Annotated in this window: 22 protein-coding genes; 1 reads left to right on the top strand and 21 read right to left on the bottom strand. The window is 64.6% G+C overall.

Features of this window, described 5'->3' with window-relative positions:
• Nucleotides 1-240: 240 nt before the first annotated feature.
• The 4 genes from IPJ61_RS22465 to IPJ61_RS20500 all read right to left on the bottom strand — a co-directional run bounded on the left by IPJ61_RS22465 (nucleotide 241) and on the right by IPJ61_RS20500 (nucleotide 1277).
• A complete protein-coding gene (locus IPJ61_RS22465; protein ID WP_366506007.1) occupies nucleotides 241-384 on the bottom strand; it encodes an SUMF1/EgtB/PvdO family nonheme iron enzyme in 144 nt (47 codons plus the stop codon).
• A 136-nt stretch (nucleotides 385-520) separates the two neighbouring features.
• Nucleotides 521-727, bottom strand: coding sequence for a helix-turn-helix domain-containing protein (locus IPJ61_RS20505; protein ID WP_297112257.1), 207 nt, complete (start codon nucleotides 725-727; stop codon nucleotides 521-523).
• Nucleotides 724-867 carry an SUMF1/EgtB/PvdO family nonheme iron enzyme gene (locus tag IPJ61_RS22460; RefSeq protein ID WP_366506005.1) on the bottom strand — a complete coding sequence of 48 codons (144 nt, stop codon included), beginning with the start codon at nucleotides 865-867 and terminating at the stop codon, nucleotides 724-726. Before IPJ61_RS22460 ends, IPJ61_RS20505 begins: the two co-directional genes overlap by 4 nt.
• Complete coding sequence (locus IPJ61_RS20500) at nucleotides 864-1277, bottom strand: hypothetical protein (RefSeq protein WP_297112255.1); 414 nt, start codon at nucleotides 1275-1277, stop codon at nucleotides 864-866. The genes IPJ61_RS22460 and IPJ61_RS20500 overlap by 4 nt, the downstream gene beginning before the upstream one ends.
• Nucleotides 1278-1363: 86 nt before the next feature.
• Here IPJ61_RS20500 and IPJ61_RS20495 point away from each other — a divergent pair, with 86 nt between their 5' ends.
• Nucleotides 1364-2041, top strand: a complete 678-nt coding sequence (locus IPJ61_RS20495; RefSeq protein ID WP_297112253.1) for a hypothetical protein — start codon at nucleotides 1364-1366, stop codon at nucleotides 2039-2041.
• Here the strand turns inward: IPJ61_RS20495 and IPJ61_RS20490 are convergent.
• The 17 genes from IPJ61_RS20490 to IPJ61_RS20410 form a co-directional block, all read right to left on the bottom strand.
• Entirely contained in the window at nucleotides 2038-2274 is a 237-nt protein-coding gene (locus IPJ61_RS20490; RefSeq protein WP_297112251.1) for a hypothetical protein, read from the bottom strand. The genes IPJ61_RS20495 and IPJ61_RS20490 overlap by 4 nt on opposite strands.
• Nucleotides 2275-2339: 65 nt before the next feature.
• On the bottom strand, nucleotides 2340-2852 hold the full coding sequence (locus tag IPJ61_RS20485) for a hypothetical protein (RefSeq protein ID WP_297112249.1): 513 nt from the start codon (nucleotides 2850-2852) through the stop codon (nucleotides 2340-2342).
• A 94-nt stretch (nucleotides 2853-2946) separates the two neighbouring features.
• Nucleotides 2947-3345 carry a hypothetical protein gene (locus IPJ61_RS20480; protein ID WP_297112247.1) on the bottom strand — a complete coding sequence of 133 codons (399 nt, stop codon included), beginning with the start codon at nucleotides 3343-3345 and terminating at the stop codon, nucleotides 2947-2949.
• A gap of 7 nt (nucleotides 3346-3352) precedes the next feature.
• Nucleotides 3353-3688: a hypothetical protein gene (locus tag IPJ61_RS20475; protein ID WP_297112246.1), complete on the bottom strand. Its 336-nt coding sequence runs from the start codon at nucleotides 3686-3688 to the stop codon at nucleotides 3353-3355.
• 4 nt (nucleotides 3689-3692) lie between these two features.
• Nucleotides 3693-4451, bottom strand: coding sequence for a hypothetical protein (locus IPJ61_RS20470; protein WP_297112245.1), 759 nt, complete (start codon nucleotides 4449-4451; stop codon nucleotides 3693-3695).
• The gene (locus IPJ61_RS20465; RefSeq protein WP_297112244.1) at nucleotides 4451-5293 is read right to left on the bottom strand and encodes a hypothetical protein; all 843 of its coding nucleotides are present in this window, start codon (nucleotides 5291-5293) and stop codon (nucleotides 4451-4453) included. The genes IPJ61_RS20470 and IPJ61_RS20465 overlap by 1 nt, the downstream gene beginning before the upstream one ends.
• A gap of 3 nt (nucleotides 5294-5296) precedes the next feature.
• Complete coding sequence (locus tag IPJ61_RS20460; RefSeq protein ID WP_297112242.1) at nucleotides 5297-6295, bottom strand: hypothetical protein; 999 nt, start codon at nucleotides 6293-6295, stop codon at nucleotides 5297-5299.
• Nucleotides 6296-6306: 11 nt separating this feature from the next.
• Complete coding sequence (locus tag IPJ61_RS20455) at nucleotides 6307-6540, bottom strand: hypothetical protein (protein ID WP_297112240.1); 234 nt, start codon at nucleotides 6538-6540, stop codon at nucleotides 6307-6309.
• Nucleotides 6541-6746: 206 nt separating this feature from the next.
• Entirely contained in the window at nucleotides 6747-7097 is a 351-nt protein-coding gene (locus IPJ61_RS20450) for a hypothetical protein (RefSeq protein ID WP_297112238.1), read from the bottom strand.
• Nucleotides 7094-7492: a hypothetical protein gene (locus IPJ61_RS20445; RefSeq protein ID WP_297112236.1), complete on the bottom strand. Its 399-nt coding sequence runs from the start codon at nucleotides 7490-7492 to the stop codon at nucleotides 7094-7096. The genes IPJ61_RS20450 and IPJ61_RS20445 overlap by 4 nt, the downstream gene beginning before the upstream one ends.
• Before the next feature lie 56 nt (nucleotides 7493-7548).
• Complete coding sequence (locus IPJ61_RS20440) at nucleotides 7549-9174, bottom strand: hypothetical protein (RefSeq protein ID WP_297112235.1); 1626 nt, start codon at nucleotides 9172-9174, stop codon at nucleotides 7549-7551.
• Nucleotides 9175-9221: 47 nt separating this feature from the next.
• On the bottom strand, nucleotides 9222-10892 hold the full coding sequence (locus IPJ61_RS20435) for a hypothetical protein (RefSeq protein ID WP_297112233.1): 1671 nt from the start codon (nucleotides 10890-10892) through the stop codon (nucleotides 9222-9224).
• A 147-nt stretch (nucleotides 10893-11039) separates the two neighbouring features.
• Nucleotides 11040-11813: a hypothetical protein gene (locus IPJ61_RS20430; protein WP_297112231.1), complete on the bottom strand. Its 774-nt coding sequence runs from the start codon at nucleotides 11811-11813 to the stop codon at nucleotides 11040-11042.
• A 176-nt stretch (nucleotides 11814-11989) separates the two neighbouring features.
• The gene (locus IPJ61_RS20425) at nucleotides 11990-12892 is read right to left on the bottom strand and encodes a hypothetical protein (protein ID WP_297112230.1); all 903 of its coding nucleotides are present in this window, start codon (nucleotides 12890-12892) and stop codon (nucleotides 11990-11992) included.
• Between the two features lie 25 nt (nucleotides 12893-12917).
• Entirely contained in the window at nucleotides 12918-13703 is a 786-nt protein-coding gene (locus IPJ61_RS20420) for a phosphodiester glycosidase family protein (protein WP_297112228.1), read from the bottom strand.
• Nucleotides 13704-13961: 258 nt separating this feature from the next.
• Nucleotides 13962-14414 (bottom strand): hypothetical protein, encoded by a 453-nt coding sequence (locus IPJ61_RS20415; RefSeq protein WP_297112226.1) that lies wholly within the window; start codon nucleotides 14412-14414, stop codon nucleotides 13962-13964.
• 445 nt (nucleotides 14415-14859) lie between these two features.
• Nucleotides 14860-15096, bottom strand: coding sequence for a helix-turn-helix domain-containing protein (locus IPJ61_RS20410; protein ID WP_297112224.1), 237 nt, complete (start codon nucleotides 15094-15096; stop codon nucleotides 14860-14862).
• Between the last annotated feature and the right edge of the window lie 13 nt (nucleotides 15097-15109).

Genomic DNA, 15109 nt, shown 5'->3' with positions numbered 1-15109 from the left:
ACACAGTGAAACCCGAGATTGTAGAACCGATCAGACACAACCCCGCCGATGCGATGAGCCATGAGCGACCACGGAAAAACGCTACCCCAGCTCTTGCCGCGGTAGGTATAGAGCGTCACGGCCCCACCTCCAATCGTCGCACGCGCAAGCCTGTTCCGCTAAAAGCTGACGTGGTGCTGTATGCGATGCAAGGTTTCCACCACCCTGTTCGATGCCAAGAACAGCCACGCGCAACAATAATCACGGTCCCACCTCCACGCGCGCGCAACGAAACCCAAGGCTGAAGAACCGATCGGACACGGCGTTCCTGAAGCGATTGGCCGCGCGCACCCACGACGGGACGTTGCTGACCCAACTCCCGCCGCGGAGGACGCGTGCGATCACGGCCCGACCTCCAGACGCGCGCAACGAAACCCGAGGCTGAGGCCCCAAGAGAACACGTCTCCCCTGTCGTGATTGGCTGTAGGCAACCTCGACACAAGGGTCGAAAAACAGCTTCCGCCGAAGTAGACGCAGAACGTCACGTCTCGCTCCCGCGCTTCTCGGGCCTGCCCTGCGTTGCCGGAAACTCCCTCACGAGTTCGGGGAACATCTCCAGCCGCCCGTACAGAGCTTGTTTGGAGAGGTTGAGCGCCTTTGCAGTGCGCGTGCGATTGCCGCCCGCGTCCCGAAGTGCCGATCGCGTCTCTGCGAGGATTGCAGCGCGCATGATGTCTTGAACGGTCACGGCCCCACCTCCACCCGCGCGCAACGAAACCCAAGGTTGCTGTGCCGATCGGACACGGCGTACCTGCTGCGATTGGCCGCGCGCACCCTCGACGGGACGCTGTTGCTCCAACCCCCGCCGCGGTAGAAGTGGGGTTTCACTGTTCAAACTCCACAGCGCACTCCCAAATCCAGTGCCCAGGATCGTCCAGCGGCCCGTCTTCGTCCGCCTGTCCGTAGTGATTTGCGCAGGCTTCTGCGAGCGACGTGAGGTTCACGATGGCCGTGCGCGCGTCTCGGTGCTCCTCGACGTTGAGCCACATCCATGACCTTACCGCCCGAGCCGTAAACCGCTGCACGGCGGGCCTCCACTTGCTCATTGTGCGGTTTGAGCCGCAGTACAGGTTGCCCGTCGTCGGGTCGAAGCATCGCGACTCCATGATGTGCTCAACCGTCTCTTGAAGGCTTGAAGGCCCGAGGATCGTAACCTCTTCTCCGTCTTCGAGAAGGGCGTGGTGCATGAGTTCTTCTGCGAGGCCATCGGTCCCGCGGAGGGTGAGCTTGGGTGTCATGTTGCAGAGGTTGCTCACGACGATAGAAACCGTCAACCGTGGCTGTCGCTTTCGGGGAGAAGCGTCTTTTCTGTCAGACTCCCCCCATGTCCGACACCTTCACGCCTTGGAGTCCGAGCCCCGAAGCCGTCGCAGGAGGCCGCGGTGCGCGCGTCGTCTACCGCAACGCCCCACTGCGGAGCGAGGTTCCGCCCGAGCATCGCGGCGCGACGCGCACACAGCTCCCCATCACCCCCGGACTGCGCGTGCTGCGCGCGCACATCGTCGGGCGGTTCCCCTTCATTCGGCAGACATACATGCCGGGACGCTCGCGCCCGATGCTCGACACGCAACGGCTGGACATGCACCAAGCGGGTCGCGCGATTGATTTCATGGTCGCCCAGCTCGGACGCCAGCCGGATCACGCGCACGGGGATCAAATCGCCAACTACCTCGCGGCGAACGCGGAGCGCTTCGGCGTCCAATTCATCGTGTGGGCGGGCTACAAGTTCAACGCGGGCGCGCGGACGCCCGCCGAGCGGTTCGCGCCCTACACCGGCACGGTTCCGCACCTCGACCATCCACACGTCGAAATCACGCCAGAGGCGGGCGCGATGGCTCTGCCTTGGTATCGGACCCAGCAATCCCCCGCGGCGACGCCCTCAGATGACGCGCCTGCGCCCTACGAAGACGCTGGAGGCCCGTCGCCCCTGGTGATGGGCGGCGTCGCCCTAGTGAGCCTCGCAGCCGCGTTCGCGGGCGTGTGGCTGATTCGTCGGCGCTAGTAGCGCGATCCGAAATCTGCCCAGCCGTTGAAATTCTCCTCCATGAAGGCGTTTGCCTTCTGTGTGCTCACGCCATGACAGAAACCCACCGTGGACTCTGACGGGGCACGCTTCGTCTTGAGCGCGTGGATGCCGCGACGGGCAATGTCGCGTTTTCCCACCGTGCCGCAGGCGCAGAGGTAGAGGGCCGTGTGCCCCTGGAGGGGCTCCCAGGTGTGTGCGTGGTCGCTCATGCTGGATTGACGCTACAGCAAACAGGAGTCTGACAGGGGGGGTCGCGGATTTCCCGCGAAGGCGCTCAGGGAGACGTGACGGTGTGCGTGTGCGCGGGACCGGCGAGCGTGCCCGCAGCGTGAGTGTGCGAGGGTCCGGTGTGCGTGTGCGACGCGACGGAACCCGCAGGAACCGGAACCCGAAGAATCTTGAACGCTTCTGCGCTGGTCGGCGGTGCTGCGCCAAACACGCCCATCACGAGGGGTGAACCGAGCGCGCCGATGGTCGCATCGTTGCTGTGGATCAGACACGGCGGCTGCGTGGCGGTGATGAGCCACATGCCTTTGAACTCGTCGTTGCCTGCAATGAAATTCGCCGTCGTCGTCACCGTCTGTCCGACGGTGGCGAAGCCGGTTCCAGCCAAAGCCTCGTCGGTCGCCGTGGTCGGGGTTGCGCCCGTGAACGATGGTTCGGTCGCGCCCGACGCGCCCGTACCATCCGCAGCCGTTGCGCCAGTCACGGCCCCACCTCCACCCTTCGAATTGACGAGAGACGTACTCCCGTCTTCGTTGCGAACCAGTACCTTCTTTGCGCTCATGTTCTCTGTGTCCTTTCAGCCAGAAACCTTGTGCATGATGAAAGCGTCGAGCGCGGCCCCGAGGAGCGCGCCGAGCATTGAATCTACTTCCTTCTCATGCGGGGCGGCAGTCGCCCACGATTTCGTTGTCGTACAGGAAAATGAAGCCCTCGCGCCCGTCGCGGAGCACCTTGACCTTGTACATCTTCGCGCCGCGCCGCGTGAGCGCGCCCTGCGGAGCCTGGAGGATCTGGACCTCCGTGCCGACGGGGTAATTCTGAGAGTTCTCAGTGCCCATCTGCATCTGCGGGCGAAGATGAAAATCCCAATGCGGCACGGCGCGGCACGGTCCCGTGGGTGACGTGGTAAGGACCGTGACGGGAGTAGATCCCGGCGTGAGCGAGCCCTGCCGCGCGTTCATCTGGACCGCCATGCGGAGGAACAGATACGCGAGCGTCGGGATGGCGACAGCGCAGCCAACAATCAGGATCTTTTTCTCTGTTTCGGGGCTCATGGCTTACTCAGGGGTTGGGAATGTCGAACGCCGCGAAGGCTGCGATGACGCCTTGCGTGCTGACCTCGTTGTGGACGAACGCCGGAAAGCTCTGGCCGCTCGCTGTCTCGATGATCGGCACGGCGAGGTTGACCGCAGCGCGGGCGAGCGGGCGTTGGCCGCGCCGAGCCTCCGCGACAGCCTTCCCGATCTTCTGGTCAACGGCGTTTTCAAGGCGGTAGCGCGTGGCGTCTCGCACGATGCGCGAATGGCGCAAGAGAAAGAGCGTCGTGTACGGGGCGACGACGAGCACGCCCAGCGCGCCCGCGAGCACCCCAAGCAAGAACGCATCTCCCTCTTTCACGGGATTATCCCCTCGCCCGCTTTGCAGCCACACCCGAAGCGCCCGCAATGACCATCAACACGCCCGCGCCGAGGCCGAAGACAAGCACGCCAAGACCGATGCCCAGCGCCCATCCGGGGATGCCCACCGAGGCCGCGCTGTCGGTGATGGTCGAGAGCGAGACGAGGCTTTGGGTCTGCCCGCGCGCCTCGGGCTCAGTCGCGTCCGTCACGGTCGATCCGCCCGACGCGATGCGCTCCGAGGCCGGGACGGGCACGGGCGCGGGCGGCGGCGCGGGCGGGTCCACCGGCACGCTCACCGGCACCGCAGCGCCGGCAGGCCGCACCGTCCGCACGGCGGGCGCAGCGCCCGTTCGAGAAACGGAGAAGCTGCCGCGAGTGATGTCGGCGGTGCAAGCGGTGTCCGCCGCAGCGGGACGGCCTGAGAACCACACCTGTTCGATGGCTGCGTTGCGGACGATGGCACCCGCCGTGCCCATCGCGCGCACCACGTCTCGAATCAGGTCGATCTTCTGGATGCTCGATCCAGCCTTGACGACAATGTTGATCGCAGCCCGGAATTCCACACGCCCGCAGTTGCGAGCGCTGGCGACGGTGCTGTTGGGGTTGCGCGTTCTCCCGTCGAGCGACACATCGGTCCCTGACGCGCTCCACGCTGCCGCGATGGCGTCATCGAAACGCGCGCGGCTGAAACGCCCTGCGTTCTCGTTGCCGAGCGACGCGAACAGCGTGATTCTGTACTTCCCAGGAGCGAGCGCAGCCATCACTTCACCTCACGAATCAGACCCGACACACCGCGCGCGGTGTAGCCGATGATGAAAAGACCGACGACAGAACCGAGGCCGATGAGCGTCCACTGGATCGCCGCCGCGCTGATGGGCCACTCGAAGCCGGGGACGTGAAACGCGGGAGGCGACGTGCCTACCTGTCCCGGCGTCGTGGATTGCTCAATCGGCCCCGCAGCCACCGCCGCGCCAGCCGTTCCCAGCACGCCGCCGCCGCCCGTAATGGTTGCCTCGGGCGGCGCGTGCCCCGCCTGAAAAGGCTCGTAGGTTGCGCATGCGGTGGCAAGTACGGCTTCTACCGTTACATCCTGTCCGGTTGAGCGCCGGTAGGCTGCGGCTGCGGCTGCGGCGGTGAGTGTTGCTGGCAGGATAAGAAAGTTGACACCAACCGCCGCGCCCGCAGTGCGCACAACCGGCGTGCGGAACCACTCGGTCAGGTCGGAACAGGTGTTGAGTCCGCCCGCGATGCGCTCTGCGGAGAGGCCCGTGTCGCGCGAGGCCACCTTGAAGGCTTCCGCCGCTGCGCGGTTTGCCGCTGCTCCTGCCACCGCGGAAGCTCCGACCTTTACCCACAGGTCCACGCTGATGACCTTGCGGCCCATCACGCGCGACAGGGGAATGATCTTCACTTCGGGGTTTGCGTGCCCCGACGGCGCAAGGCTTCGACCGTCCTCCGACGTTGCGAGCCCGAGCCCTGTGAAGCGCCGAGTGATCTCGGTTGCCATGACGGCAATCGAGAACCGCGACGCGAGCGCAGGGCTCACGTTGAACGAGTAGGAGCAGTGCCAATACTCGCCCATGCGGATGTTCTCGGCGCTCATGGCTCAGTGCCTCTGAAAGAGCATGTCCGCGAGGAACGACGCGGAGCGCGTGAGGCCACCGCCGTTGCCCGAGAGCGCGGTGTTGATCGTGTCGAGTTCGGTGCTCACGGCGTCAAGTTGTGACTTGGCAATGTTCATCTGCGCGGAGAGTTGGCGAAGCTCGTCGGTGAGGTCTTGGAGGCGCGTAAGCGAACGGGAAACGTCATCCGAGATGAGCCGCACGTCAGCGTGCGCGTCGCCCCCCGGATACCCCGCCGCAAGCCGTTGCCGATCACCCTGGACAGCCGACCCTTCCGGCGACGACAGAAGCAACACGCGAGCGCCGCCCGTGTCGGCGCGCTCCGTTCCGGCATTGTCGTCTCCGGCGATGCGCCAGCCGGTGAGCACCTGATAGTCGGGGATGCCGTGCGCCAGGGTGAGGCGTTCGGCCACGCGCGCCGCAATCTGCGTGGCGAGGTTCGCCATCGCAGCCGCAAGGGCGTTCTTCTGCGAGGTGAGTTCGCCTCGCCGCGGGAGAAGTTCGGCCTGCGCTCGGGCGCGAGCATCCGCCGCCGCCGCCGCCGCATTGGCGTTGGCGATAACGGCTTCTTTCGCGGCGTTCGCGTCCGCGAGCTTGCGCTCAAACGAGGCTCGGGCATCCGCGAGCTGGCGCTGAATGTCTGCGGCCCGTCCGTCTCCCGATGCAATGGCGATGCGGAGCTGTTCCGTCAAAGCCGCCACGCTCGCAGAGGCGGCGTCGCGGTCGCGCAAGAGCCCGTCTCGCTCTGTCACGAGGTCTGCGTTCTTCGCCCGCAGCCGCGCGAGTTCCGCTGCCGCGTCGTCGGATGCTTCGGCGTGCTTGTCGGTGTGCTCTGGCGTTCCCGGCGTCGTCTCGGTCTTCGTTGCCGATCCCTTCACGGGATCACCGAAAACGTCGAGGCCCTTCTCGGCCATGTGCGCGGCTTGTCGCCCGTAGGCGTAGGCCGCGACAACGGCGGCGAGTGCGATCAAAAGCGGACCCATTGAACCTTCTCCTATGCCTGCGCCATCAGGGCGCCGCTTTCTTTCAAGGCAAGCTCTCGCGAGTAGGCTTTCTTCGCCGCGGTGCCTGCCGCCTCTTGCTCTGGTGTGTACTCGCCCGCGGCGATTTCTTCCGCCGTGGGCTGCAAGGCCGCGCGCTCCTGCGCTGTTTCCGGTCGCAGGAGCCACCAGAGGCCAGCGCCCACGCCAACCAGGGCGAGCGCGCCGATGACGTGCTTCGCCTTCATGGTCGTTCAGGGGGCGGCGGGCGGCGTCGTGGTCTTCGGCTTGAAGACCATGTATCCGGCGAGCACGCCAAGGGCGAATCCGCCGCCGACGAGGACGTAGGGGTTGCTGCCAATCTTCTTCATCATGTCCATCATGGTCGTTTCCTCGGTTGAATCCCCGTTACGGGGAGAAAGTGTCTTTCTTGTCGGAACCTATCACACACGGGTCAGGCGTGCTGCGTCGGAGTTCCAGCCGAGCCGTCGGGCGTCTTCGGGATGGACAGGCCCAGCGTGCCCTCCCGAGCGGCGATGCGTTCGGCGCGGTCGGCGGCGTCACGCTCGCGCCGTGCCGTGCGGTCGGCGTTCTCGCTCAGGTAGCCCAGCACGTCATGCAGCGCACCACCCACGCCGCGAACGATACTCGCGGTGGGGTTATTGGACTCCGCAGGCGGGGCGTTCTGATCCGGCGTGAAGTTCTGGTCGGGCGACGGCGTAGAGGGCTTCGCCACCACAACCACAATCCCGACAACCAAAGCGGCCCCGAGGACCGCCAGAATGATTTTCCCCGTGTCGCTCATGTTCCTTCGCGCTCCCTCACTGGCTGGTCTACAGCCTCGAAACTCACTTGTACGTTGGACAGGTCTACGTCTGTCGCGTTGACGATTTCGATTCCGTCAATCCCCGTCGTGCTCACGCTCCCAGCGCAGTTACGACCTTGCGCGGACGCGGTGTAATACTGTCCCGGCGTCACGAGAACAACGGGCTCCTCGCCCAGCGTCCAATCGCGACCCTGCCCCACGTCGAGGCGGGAGCGAACAAAGTACACCAGCAAGCCATCGCCCATCGGTGCGCCGACGAGGTTCGCGGGCGGGTCGAAGGTGACACGCACCCGCACGTTGAGGCTTTCAAGCCCCTGTCCTGACAAATCAAACCGGCGCGCGGCGCGCTTCAGGTTCGCGGCGTTGGCTTCCATGAAGCCAAACATGTGCGTCTGGTTCCACCGCTTCGTCTCTGTTCCTCGGCAAGCCATCACATCACCCTTCCAGAAGCGTCAGCCACGCGGATGATTGGCGTTCCGCGGATCGCTTCATCGCGGGTCCACGGGTACATATTCCCACCGAAAACGTCTCCGTTGGGATCGTCGCCCTCGTCCTTGTCGCGGACCTTCGCCGCGCCGTCCCTGACGTAGCGCAACTCGGGGGTCTTGCGCGCTCCAGCGCCGCCCGCCGCCAGCCACGCCACGACGGCACCCACGACGGTCACAACCGCCGCGATCCCGCCGACAATGGGATTGGCTGCGAAAAGCTGCGCGGACGCCACAGCGCCGCCGCGAAGGATGCTCATGGACAGGTCCACGGCGTCTGCGTGCTCTTGCGAGTTCGCGAGCTCAAGCCCTGCGATGTAAGTGTTGAGCTGATCGACGCGGGAGGACTGCGCCCGCGCGACGCGCGCGTCGCGCTCTCGCCCGACGCTGCGGTCAAGCTGCGATCCGACGCCAAGCCCAAGCTCGCGCATCGCCTTGCCCGCGACGCTGTTGTGGCACTCCAGCGCGGCGTGCGCGTGGGCGCTCGCGCCCAGGTCCACCATGAAACTTGCGAGGTTTGCCCACCGGCAGAAATCGGCCACCGCATCGGCCACCGTGAGCGTCGCCCATTTGTGGACGGCGTTGTAGGTGTTCTCTTCGCGGTGCGCCGTGAAACAGCGCGTCCGCGCGCGGAGCGAGGTGTTCCACACGTCGGAGCGGTTGCCGAGGATGTTGATGCCGGTGTTGTTCCGCGCCGCGCCGTGCTTGGGCTCTGCCCAGCGGTGCGCGAGGTATCCGCGCCACCGCTCGTCAATCTCGTGAAAGACGGTCCCGTAGACGCCCGCAGGCTCGTTGTACTGCCACGAAGGGAACTGCGGCCCCGTGTTGAAGAACATGAACGCCGGATGCCACGCTGGGTCCGCATTGCCGCCTTGCGAGAGGAGGGCAAGTTGCGTGGTGAGGTCGGAGAGTTCCGTCACGAATCGGCTATCGGACAGGAACGTGGAGTCAAACAGTTTCGGCCCTGGATAGAGCTTGCGCCAGCGGTTCGGCACGGGGAACGACGGGAGAAGATCGCCCGAGGCCGCGGTGATGCCGATGGCGGTAGACGGTCCCGTGTCGCCATCGAAGGTGTTTCGCAGTCCACCGTAGGGAGCGAAATCCGCCCACTGCGCCGTCATCAGGCGCGTGTCGAGCGGAGCCCCCCAAATGCCCGACGGCATGGGGTCGTTCGTCCACGTCACGAGGTTGCGCGCGGCGGGAGGGGGGACGACCGCGCCAGGCGCGGGCGGGTTCCACGAAAGAATGCCGTCGCGCACCCATTGGTCGAGCTTCGCGCGAATCGCTCGCTCCGCAGTCGAAAAGCTTGGGTCGATCAAAAGGAGTTTGTTGACGGAGGTATGAAAGGTTCCCGCCACACCGCGAACGGTGTAGGGGAACTCGTAATCACGCGACGGGATCGCGTTCGCCCACTGAGCGATTGCGACCTGTTCGGTCGGCGTGAGGCTGGATTGGTAGGGGAGAAAGCGCTGTACGGACGGAGGGACGCGCGACCCGATAGAGTGCGCGCTGCGCTGGACAGTGTTCCAAAGCCCCATGAGGCGGGTACGGGCACGGTCCAGCGCAGTCACGTCAAGCTCCAATCAGGTCGAGTCGTTTGAGGCGAGAGACGCGAGGGTCAGACCTTCGGCGCGACCGCGGAGAGTTGCGGGATGCCCGACCCGGCGTTCATCAGCGCAGCGCCCGCGTTGGCGACCGCATCGGGGACGCTCTGGACGAAGCTCGTGATCTTGCCCGCGACGATGTTCGAGCTGGGGCTGTCGGGGTTCGCGATCGTCGGGAGGAACGTGACCGTGCCGTTCTTGCAGCAGTTCTGCCCGAGGTCTTCGATGATCCCGCGGTCGGTGGCGTCGTTGTTGAGCACGATGTCCACCATGTTCGCGAGGCTGTTGTAGGCGTACTGGCCGCTGGAGAAATCCCAGTTGCCTTCGAGCTTCACGCTGGCCGCGCCGCAGCCCGCATCGAGCGAACCGAAGCCCGGAAAGCCCTTCATCTCCAGCGCAGAGACGGCGACCATCCGGCACGGGTACGGGGACACCATGCCCAGGAGGGTCGAGAGGTCGTCGGGGGCAAGCTGCGTGGTCGGAGCGGTGGTGCCAGTGAACGCGCGGGCCGAGCGGAGCACGTTCTCCGCGGTGCCGGTGACGCCGGGGTAGCGAACGGTCTGGAAGCCGTTGCGGCGGTTCCAGATTTCTTCGAGGAGGTGGCGCGGCCCGCGATCCTTGTAGTACTTCGGGAACGTGTTCTGCCCCGCGATGTACCAGTCGAGGTAGTTCGCGACGGCGAAGTCGCCCGAGAACTCCCCGTACACGATGCCGGGGCGGTACGCCTTCGCGTCCACAGTGTCCGTGACGTTGGTGTCGGTGGTGGCCGGGAGCGTGCCCGAGAACAGCACCACTTCGCCGTCGTTGTACTTCAGGTCGCCCGCCGAGCGCGAGACGTTGCGGAACTGCCAGGGCATCCCGTGGACGCGCTTGTCGGTCGGGCGCAGCGGGACGGCGAAGACGTACAGCGAAACGGTCGTGACCGAGAACGCGCCGCCGTCGGCGACGTGGATCAGGTTGCCTTCCGGCGTCCTGTTCATCTGGCAGTTGATCTGCCAGGGCTGCTCGTAGTCACAGAGCGTGTCGAGCGGGATGGAGTCGGCCACGAGGTCGCCCATGTAGGCGCACAGCGGGATGACGAAGAAATCGTCCACGGTCTGCGCGACGCTCGCGCCAGGGGCCTGCACGTTCAGGAGCCCTTCGAGCTGCCGCCAGTAGGCGTCCGTCCGCGAGCCGGGGAAGTACGACGGGTTGAAGGTCGAGAGCGGCGTCGAGAGGCCCGCCCCGAGGGTGTTGTCGGGCAGCGCGAGATATTCGGGGTGGATGCCGCGCGTGGCGACGCCGCCTGGGGTGCTCATGTGCTGGTCGAGCTGCATGGCGGGACCGTTCACGAGTTCGCCCGCGAAGCTCCAGCGCGCGAGGTCCATGAAGGTCTGGTAGTACTTCTTCGTCAGCTTGGGGGTGTCGAGCTGGACGTTGACGAAGCTCCCGCGCTGGAGGCGCGAGCACTTCAGGGTTGCGGCCCCGAGGTCGTTGGTGAGGGTGCCCTGGACGCGCACGCCGATGGCCGGAACCTGCATGTTCCACTGCCGGTTGCGGAAGTCCGCCGCCATGTTCTGCGGGATCTTCACCGTCTGGACGTTGCCGCTCGCGGCAAGGTTGTTGCTGGTCTGCGAAGCGAGCGCCCACTGGCCCCCGCCGCCCGCAGAGCGAAAACGCTGTCCGCCATTCTGTCCGTAGATCATCGTCGTATTCCCTCGTTGGGTGGTCGTTTGCCTTGTGGCTACCGGCAATGACCTAACACGCCGCGAAGATAGGAAAGAAGCTTTCCTGTTCAATGGTGTCGGAAGGTGGGCCAGTTGTGGCCCATAGGTAGGAAAGAGGCTTTTTCGTCAGAAGCCCAACACGCGCCCCTGTGTTGGCGTCGCGGGCGTGATGAGCGCAGCGGGATAGTGGTTCGGATAGCGCCCGCGGTCCCAAATGAGCGGTGTCGGATCGCCGCCGACGAAGTAGTGGATGCGCTCCGAGCGGATCGGCGTACATCGCTCACGCGGAATCTTGACGCCGTTGATGTCGTAAAACTTCGCGTCAACAGGAGTCCAGAGAATCAGGAGCCGGATGTTGGTTCGCGCGCTCGGGTGATAGTCCACAAGGCGGTGTCCGGTGGAGTAGAGCGTCAGCCCTGCGTTACGCGCCTGCCGCATCGCAGCCCAGAATTCATCGTCGAAATCGCGCACAGCGCCCGCCTCGTCGATGAACAGAACCGCGCGAGGACTCTTGGGCTTGCCGCTGTTCACAGCACGCAAACCCTCTCCGATCATGGCCCGCACCGACGCTTTGAGCTTCTCCAGCGTCGCGGGTCCGCGGAACAGATTGCTCTTGCACTGTTCCGCGAATTCCAGCTTGCGCCGCTGGAGTGCTGCCTCTTCGGTCGTTCGCGCCTCTCGAATTCCCTTCGCGTGTGCCTCGGAAACGCGGTTCAAGTGAATGAGAAGGTCGCCGTTGGAATCGTAGCCGTACCAGCCAATTCCATTGAAAAACGCACACGCCATCGACAGGCGAGAAAGCGTCTCGGTCTTGCCGCAGCCACCAGGGCCGAGGCCCACGACGATTGAGCCGTTGAGCCTGCGGGCTGCGTCAATTTGAGCTTGGGTTGCTGGGTCCATCCCGGCGAGGATAGCAGGAAAGCGTGTTTCCTACTTGCGGGTTTCTGGAGCGTCTTCGCGCGAGGTGTAGGGATCAAATCCCATCTCTTCTGCGGGCGGACACTCACACTCGAAGGCGTGCTTCTGGTGCTTGCTGCACCAGAACTCACCGCACAGGCACCGTTGCCAGAGCGGGTCTACTTTGAGCCGCGAACGTCTTGGACGACGGCCCATGCATAGCTCCCAGCCAGGAGCGCGCCCACGGCCATGCGGATCTGTTCCTCGTGGTTCTTGAGCCACTTCCCAGCCTTGTCGCCCATGTTGTCGCCCGCACTCGCAAACTGCGCCGCGACCGTCATGCCGATGGTCGCCGGGAGCACAACAACGACGTGCTCTCCCTCGGTGGGTTTTCGCTGGTTCTCCGCAGCCCTCTCGGTTTCGCGGAGGGTCGTGACGCCCATCGCGTAGCGAACGGGGACCGCCATGCCGCCGCGGACGGTGAGCACGATGGAGATTTCGCGCACCACCGCGTTCGCGAGGTCGCTGCGGATGAGTGCTTCAAAATTCAGGTCAATGGGGAGGCCCATCGGCGGCAATGGCTGGTGAGCTTCCAGCGCTTCCGCCGTCATCTGCCGGTGCATGTACTGCATGTGCCCCTCGGGCGTCATGCTCGATCCGAGACGGGTCGCGCCCCATTCGAGGAGACCATCGAACATCACCTTGCCGACCGTTGCAGCCATCTGCGCGCGGTCCTCGGGAGTGATCGCGTCGCCCTTCTTCGCCTTCTTCGACCCGTCGAGGATCGGCATGGGCTCTGCGCCCATACCTGCGATCACGGCGTCTCGAATGTCAACGAAGCCCTCTGGAGCACCGCCGACAGCGGGCTCCGCAGCGGGCTCCGCAGCCGCGACGGGAGCGCCTTCGCCCATCGCAACGGGACCATCACCGATGCCGGTGTCGAGCTTCTCCGGGGGCGTTTCTCCAAGCGCAAGCTCGGGCACTGCGGGCGCTTCGGGCTGCACTTCGGGCATGAGGTCCACGCTCGGTCCCGCCCCTACGTCCTCTTCAACGATTTTCCTCTTCGCCACGTTCTTCTCCATTCAGAGTAGGAAAAACACTTTCCTGTCAGCCGTTCCTCGAAACCATGAGCGCGCCCGCCAGGACGAGCGTGCCCACAACCGTCAATGCGCCGCCGAGCACACCGTCAGAGCCCGTGCCGATTGCGGCTTTCGCGCGCTCCAGCACGTTGCGGGCGGGGCTTTTGCGCTCCAGCGTCACCCATGAAATCACTCTGCGTCCGCGGAGGTTCATCGCCTGTTCCGTGCGTCCATCCTTCTCAATGTCGGCATAGAGCGCCGTCGAGCCGCCGCCGTCGGTGTAGCCCGCATCGACAAAGCCCGCGGCCCCTATGGCTGCGGCGAATTGCGGGAGCGTCATGCTGGACGCGGCGATGAGCGCAATGCGCCCGTCTGCGGCGATGCCGACGCCCGCACAAGCGGTGGGCACCGTTCCGCGCAAGCCCGCCGTCACGACACGGCTGCGCACGAGCGTCGGATAGAGCTGCACCAGGGCATCCGCCCCGGTGCTGTTGCCAGCTCCGTGCTCCGCGCTCGCGCGACCACCGGAGACGGCAATGGCGATGCCGTCGTTTGGCACGCGCGACGCCACATCCACCGCGCGCGTCGGATACCAGAGACGGCACTTGTTCACGCCCTTGCGGAAGGTCGAGTAGGAGTGCGGCTCCCCCGGCGCGTAGTCGAACATCGGCCCGTCGATGGCTGCGAGGATCGCGGGGTTCCCCGTCACAATGTCTGCCGTCGTGCTTGGGGCGGTGGGCTGCGAGACGACGCCAAGCATCGACGCATCGCCCAGCACGATCCGAAGCCCGCTGCGTTGCTGTACTTCGATCACCAGAGCCTCCACACGATGAAATCAACGATGAGCGCAACGAACGCGCCCGTTCCGACTCCGTAAAGGTATGCATGGGCAACAATGCGCGAAACCCTCGCATCCGCTTCGCACAGGTGTTCATCGCGCATGTGAGCCGCCGCAGCAACGCCGATGACCGATTGGAGTTGTTCTCTGTGCTCCGACTCTTTCGGGCACGCCTGATGTTCTTCTCGCATCGGTCGGTGTTCTGACACTCCGCGAATGCGGAGTCACGGAGAATCAGCCGCGCCGCTTCTTACAGGCACATGCAATCGGCGCACCATTGCGGCGGGACCGATAGAAGAACCACGGTGCGGGAGAAAGTGTGTTTTCCTCCCCGGTGACGGTCATCACGGTTCCGACCGCTGCGCCAGCCGGGAGGTTGCCAACGGCAACGACCCAAGACCCAGGCGCGACGCCCTCCAGCGCGGTCCCGAGCAGCTTCGCGTCAAGCACGAGCCCGTACTGAATCAGCGCCACGTCCGCGCCTGACAGAACCGCCTTCAAGTCGCCCGAGTAGACGACGCGGCCCACGCCTGCGGCTTGCACGTCGGCGGCGGGGAGCGTCGTCTGAATCCGGCCCGAGAAGGCCCGCGCGAGTTCGGAGAGGAGTCCCGCGCTCGGACTGCCCGCGAGGGCCACCGTCTGCGCGCCTCGCGTGTTGGTTTGGAGAATCTCATTCAGCGTTGACATTGGCCCTCTGTTGGCACGGTGCTTGAATCTAGTATTGAAATCTAACTATCTATCCCGCCGCACCCACCCTTTGAGGGTAGCAGTGAAAAAGATTAGTTCAAGGTACGATTGTCGTATTTCTCTATATACAATCTATTTCATGTTGTGTATTTTTGAGGGCGGAGCGAGGGAGGGGATCAAGATTTATAAGAGAAGTAAGAGGAACTAAAGTATAGATAGAGTATAACTAGAAGATAGTTGCAGAAGAGTAACTATAAGATCACCACAAAAGACATAGTTATACAAAAGAGAGAAACTCTGAAAACCGAAAATCACTAGAGTAGGCAAACGCGCGCGGGCGCGCGAGGTTGGCACGGCGGATGCTAGAGGCTTTCGGTCAACCGACAAGCGCGATTGACACAAAAAAACGAGTTGGGAAAATCCTCTTTTCTGTCGTGGTGGCGAATCAGGTGGGAAACGGGGTGTTTCTGGCTAGAAACCGGAAACGCTCAATGTCGGGACGAAGCCCGTAGGCGTTCACGAGGCGGGTGAAGGTGCGCCGTGGGATCTTGAGCACGCGCGCCGCATGGGCGACGTTTCCGTCGTGCCGTTCCAGCGCGCCGAGCAGACGGATGCGCTCTGCGGCTTGGGCTTCACCGCCGACGATGAGCGCTGCGAACGCGCGGGTGGGTGTATTCGCCATGCGGGGAGTGTGG

It is taken from the genome of Tessaracoccus sp., from assembly GCF_016714275.1.
In the GTDB taxonomy this organism is placed as follows: Bacteria; Actinomycetota; Actinomycetes; order Propionibacteriales; family Propionibacteriaceae; genus Arachnia.
Note: the sequence above shows the minus strand (reverse complement) of the source record. Positions and strands in the feature narration are given on the sequence as shown.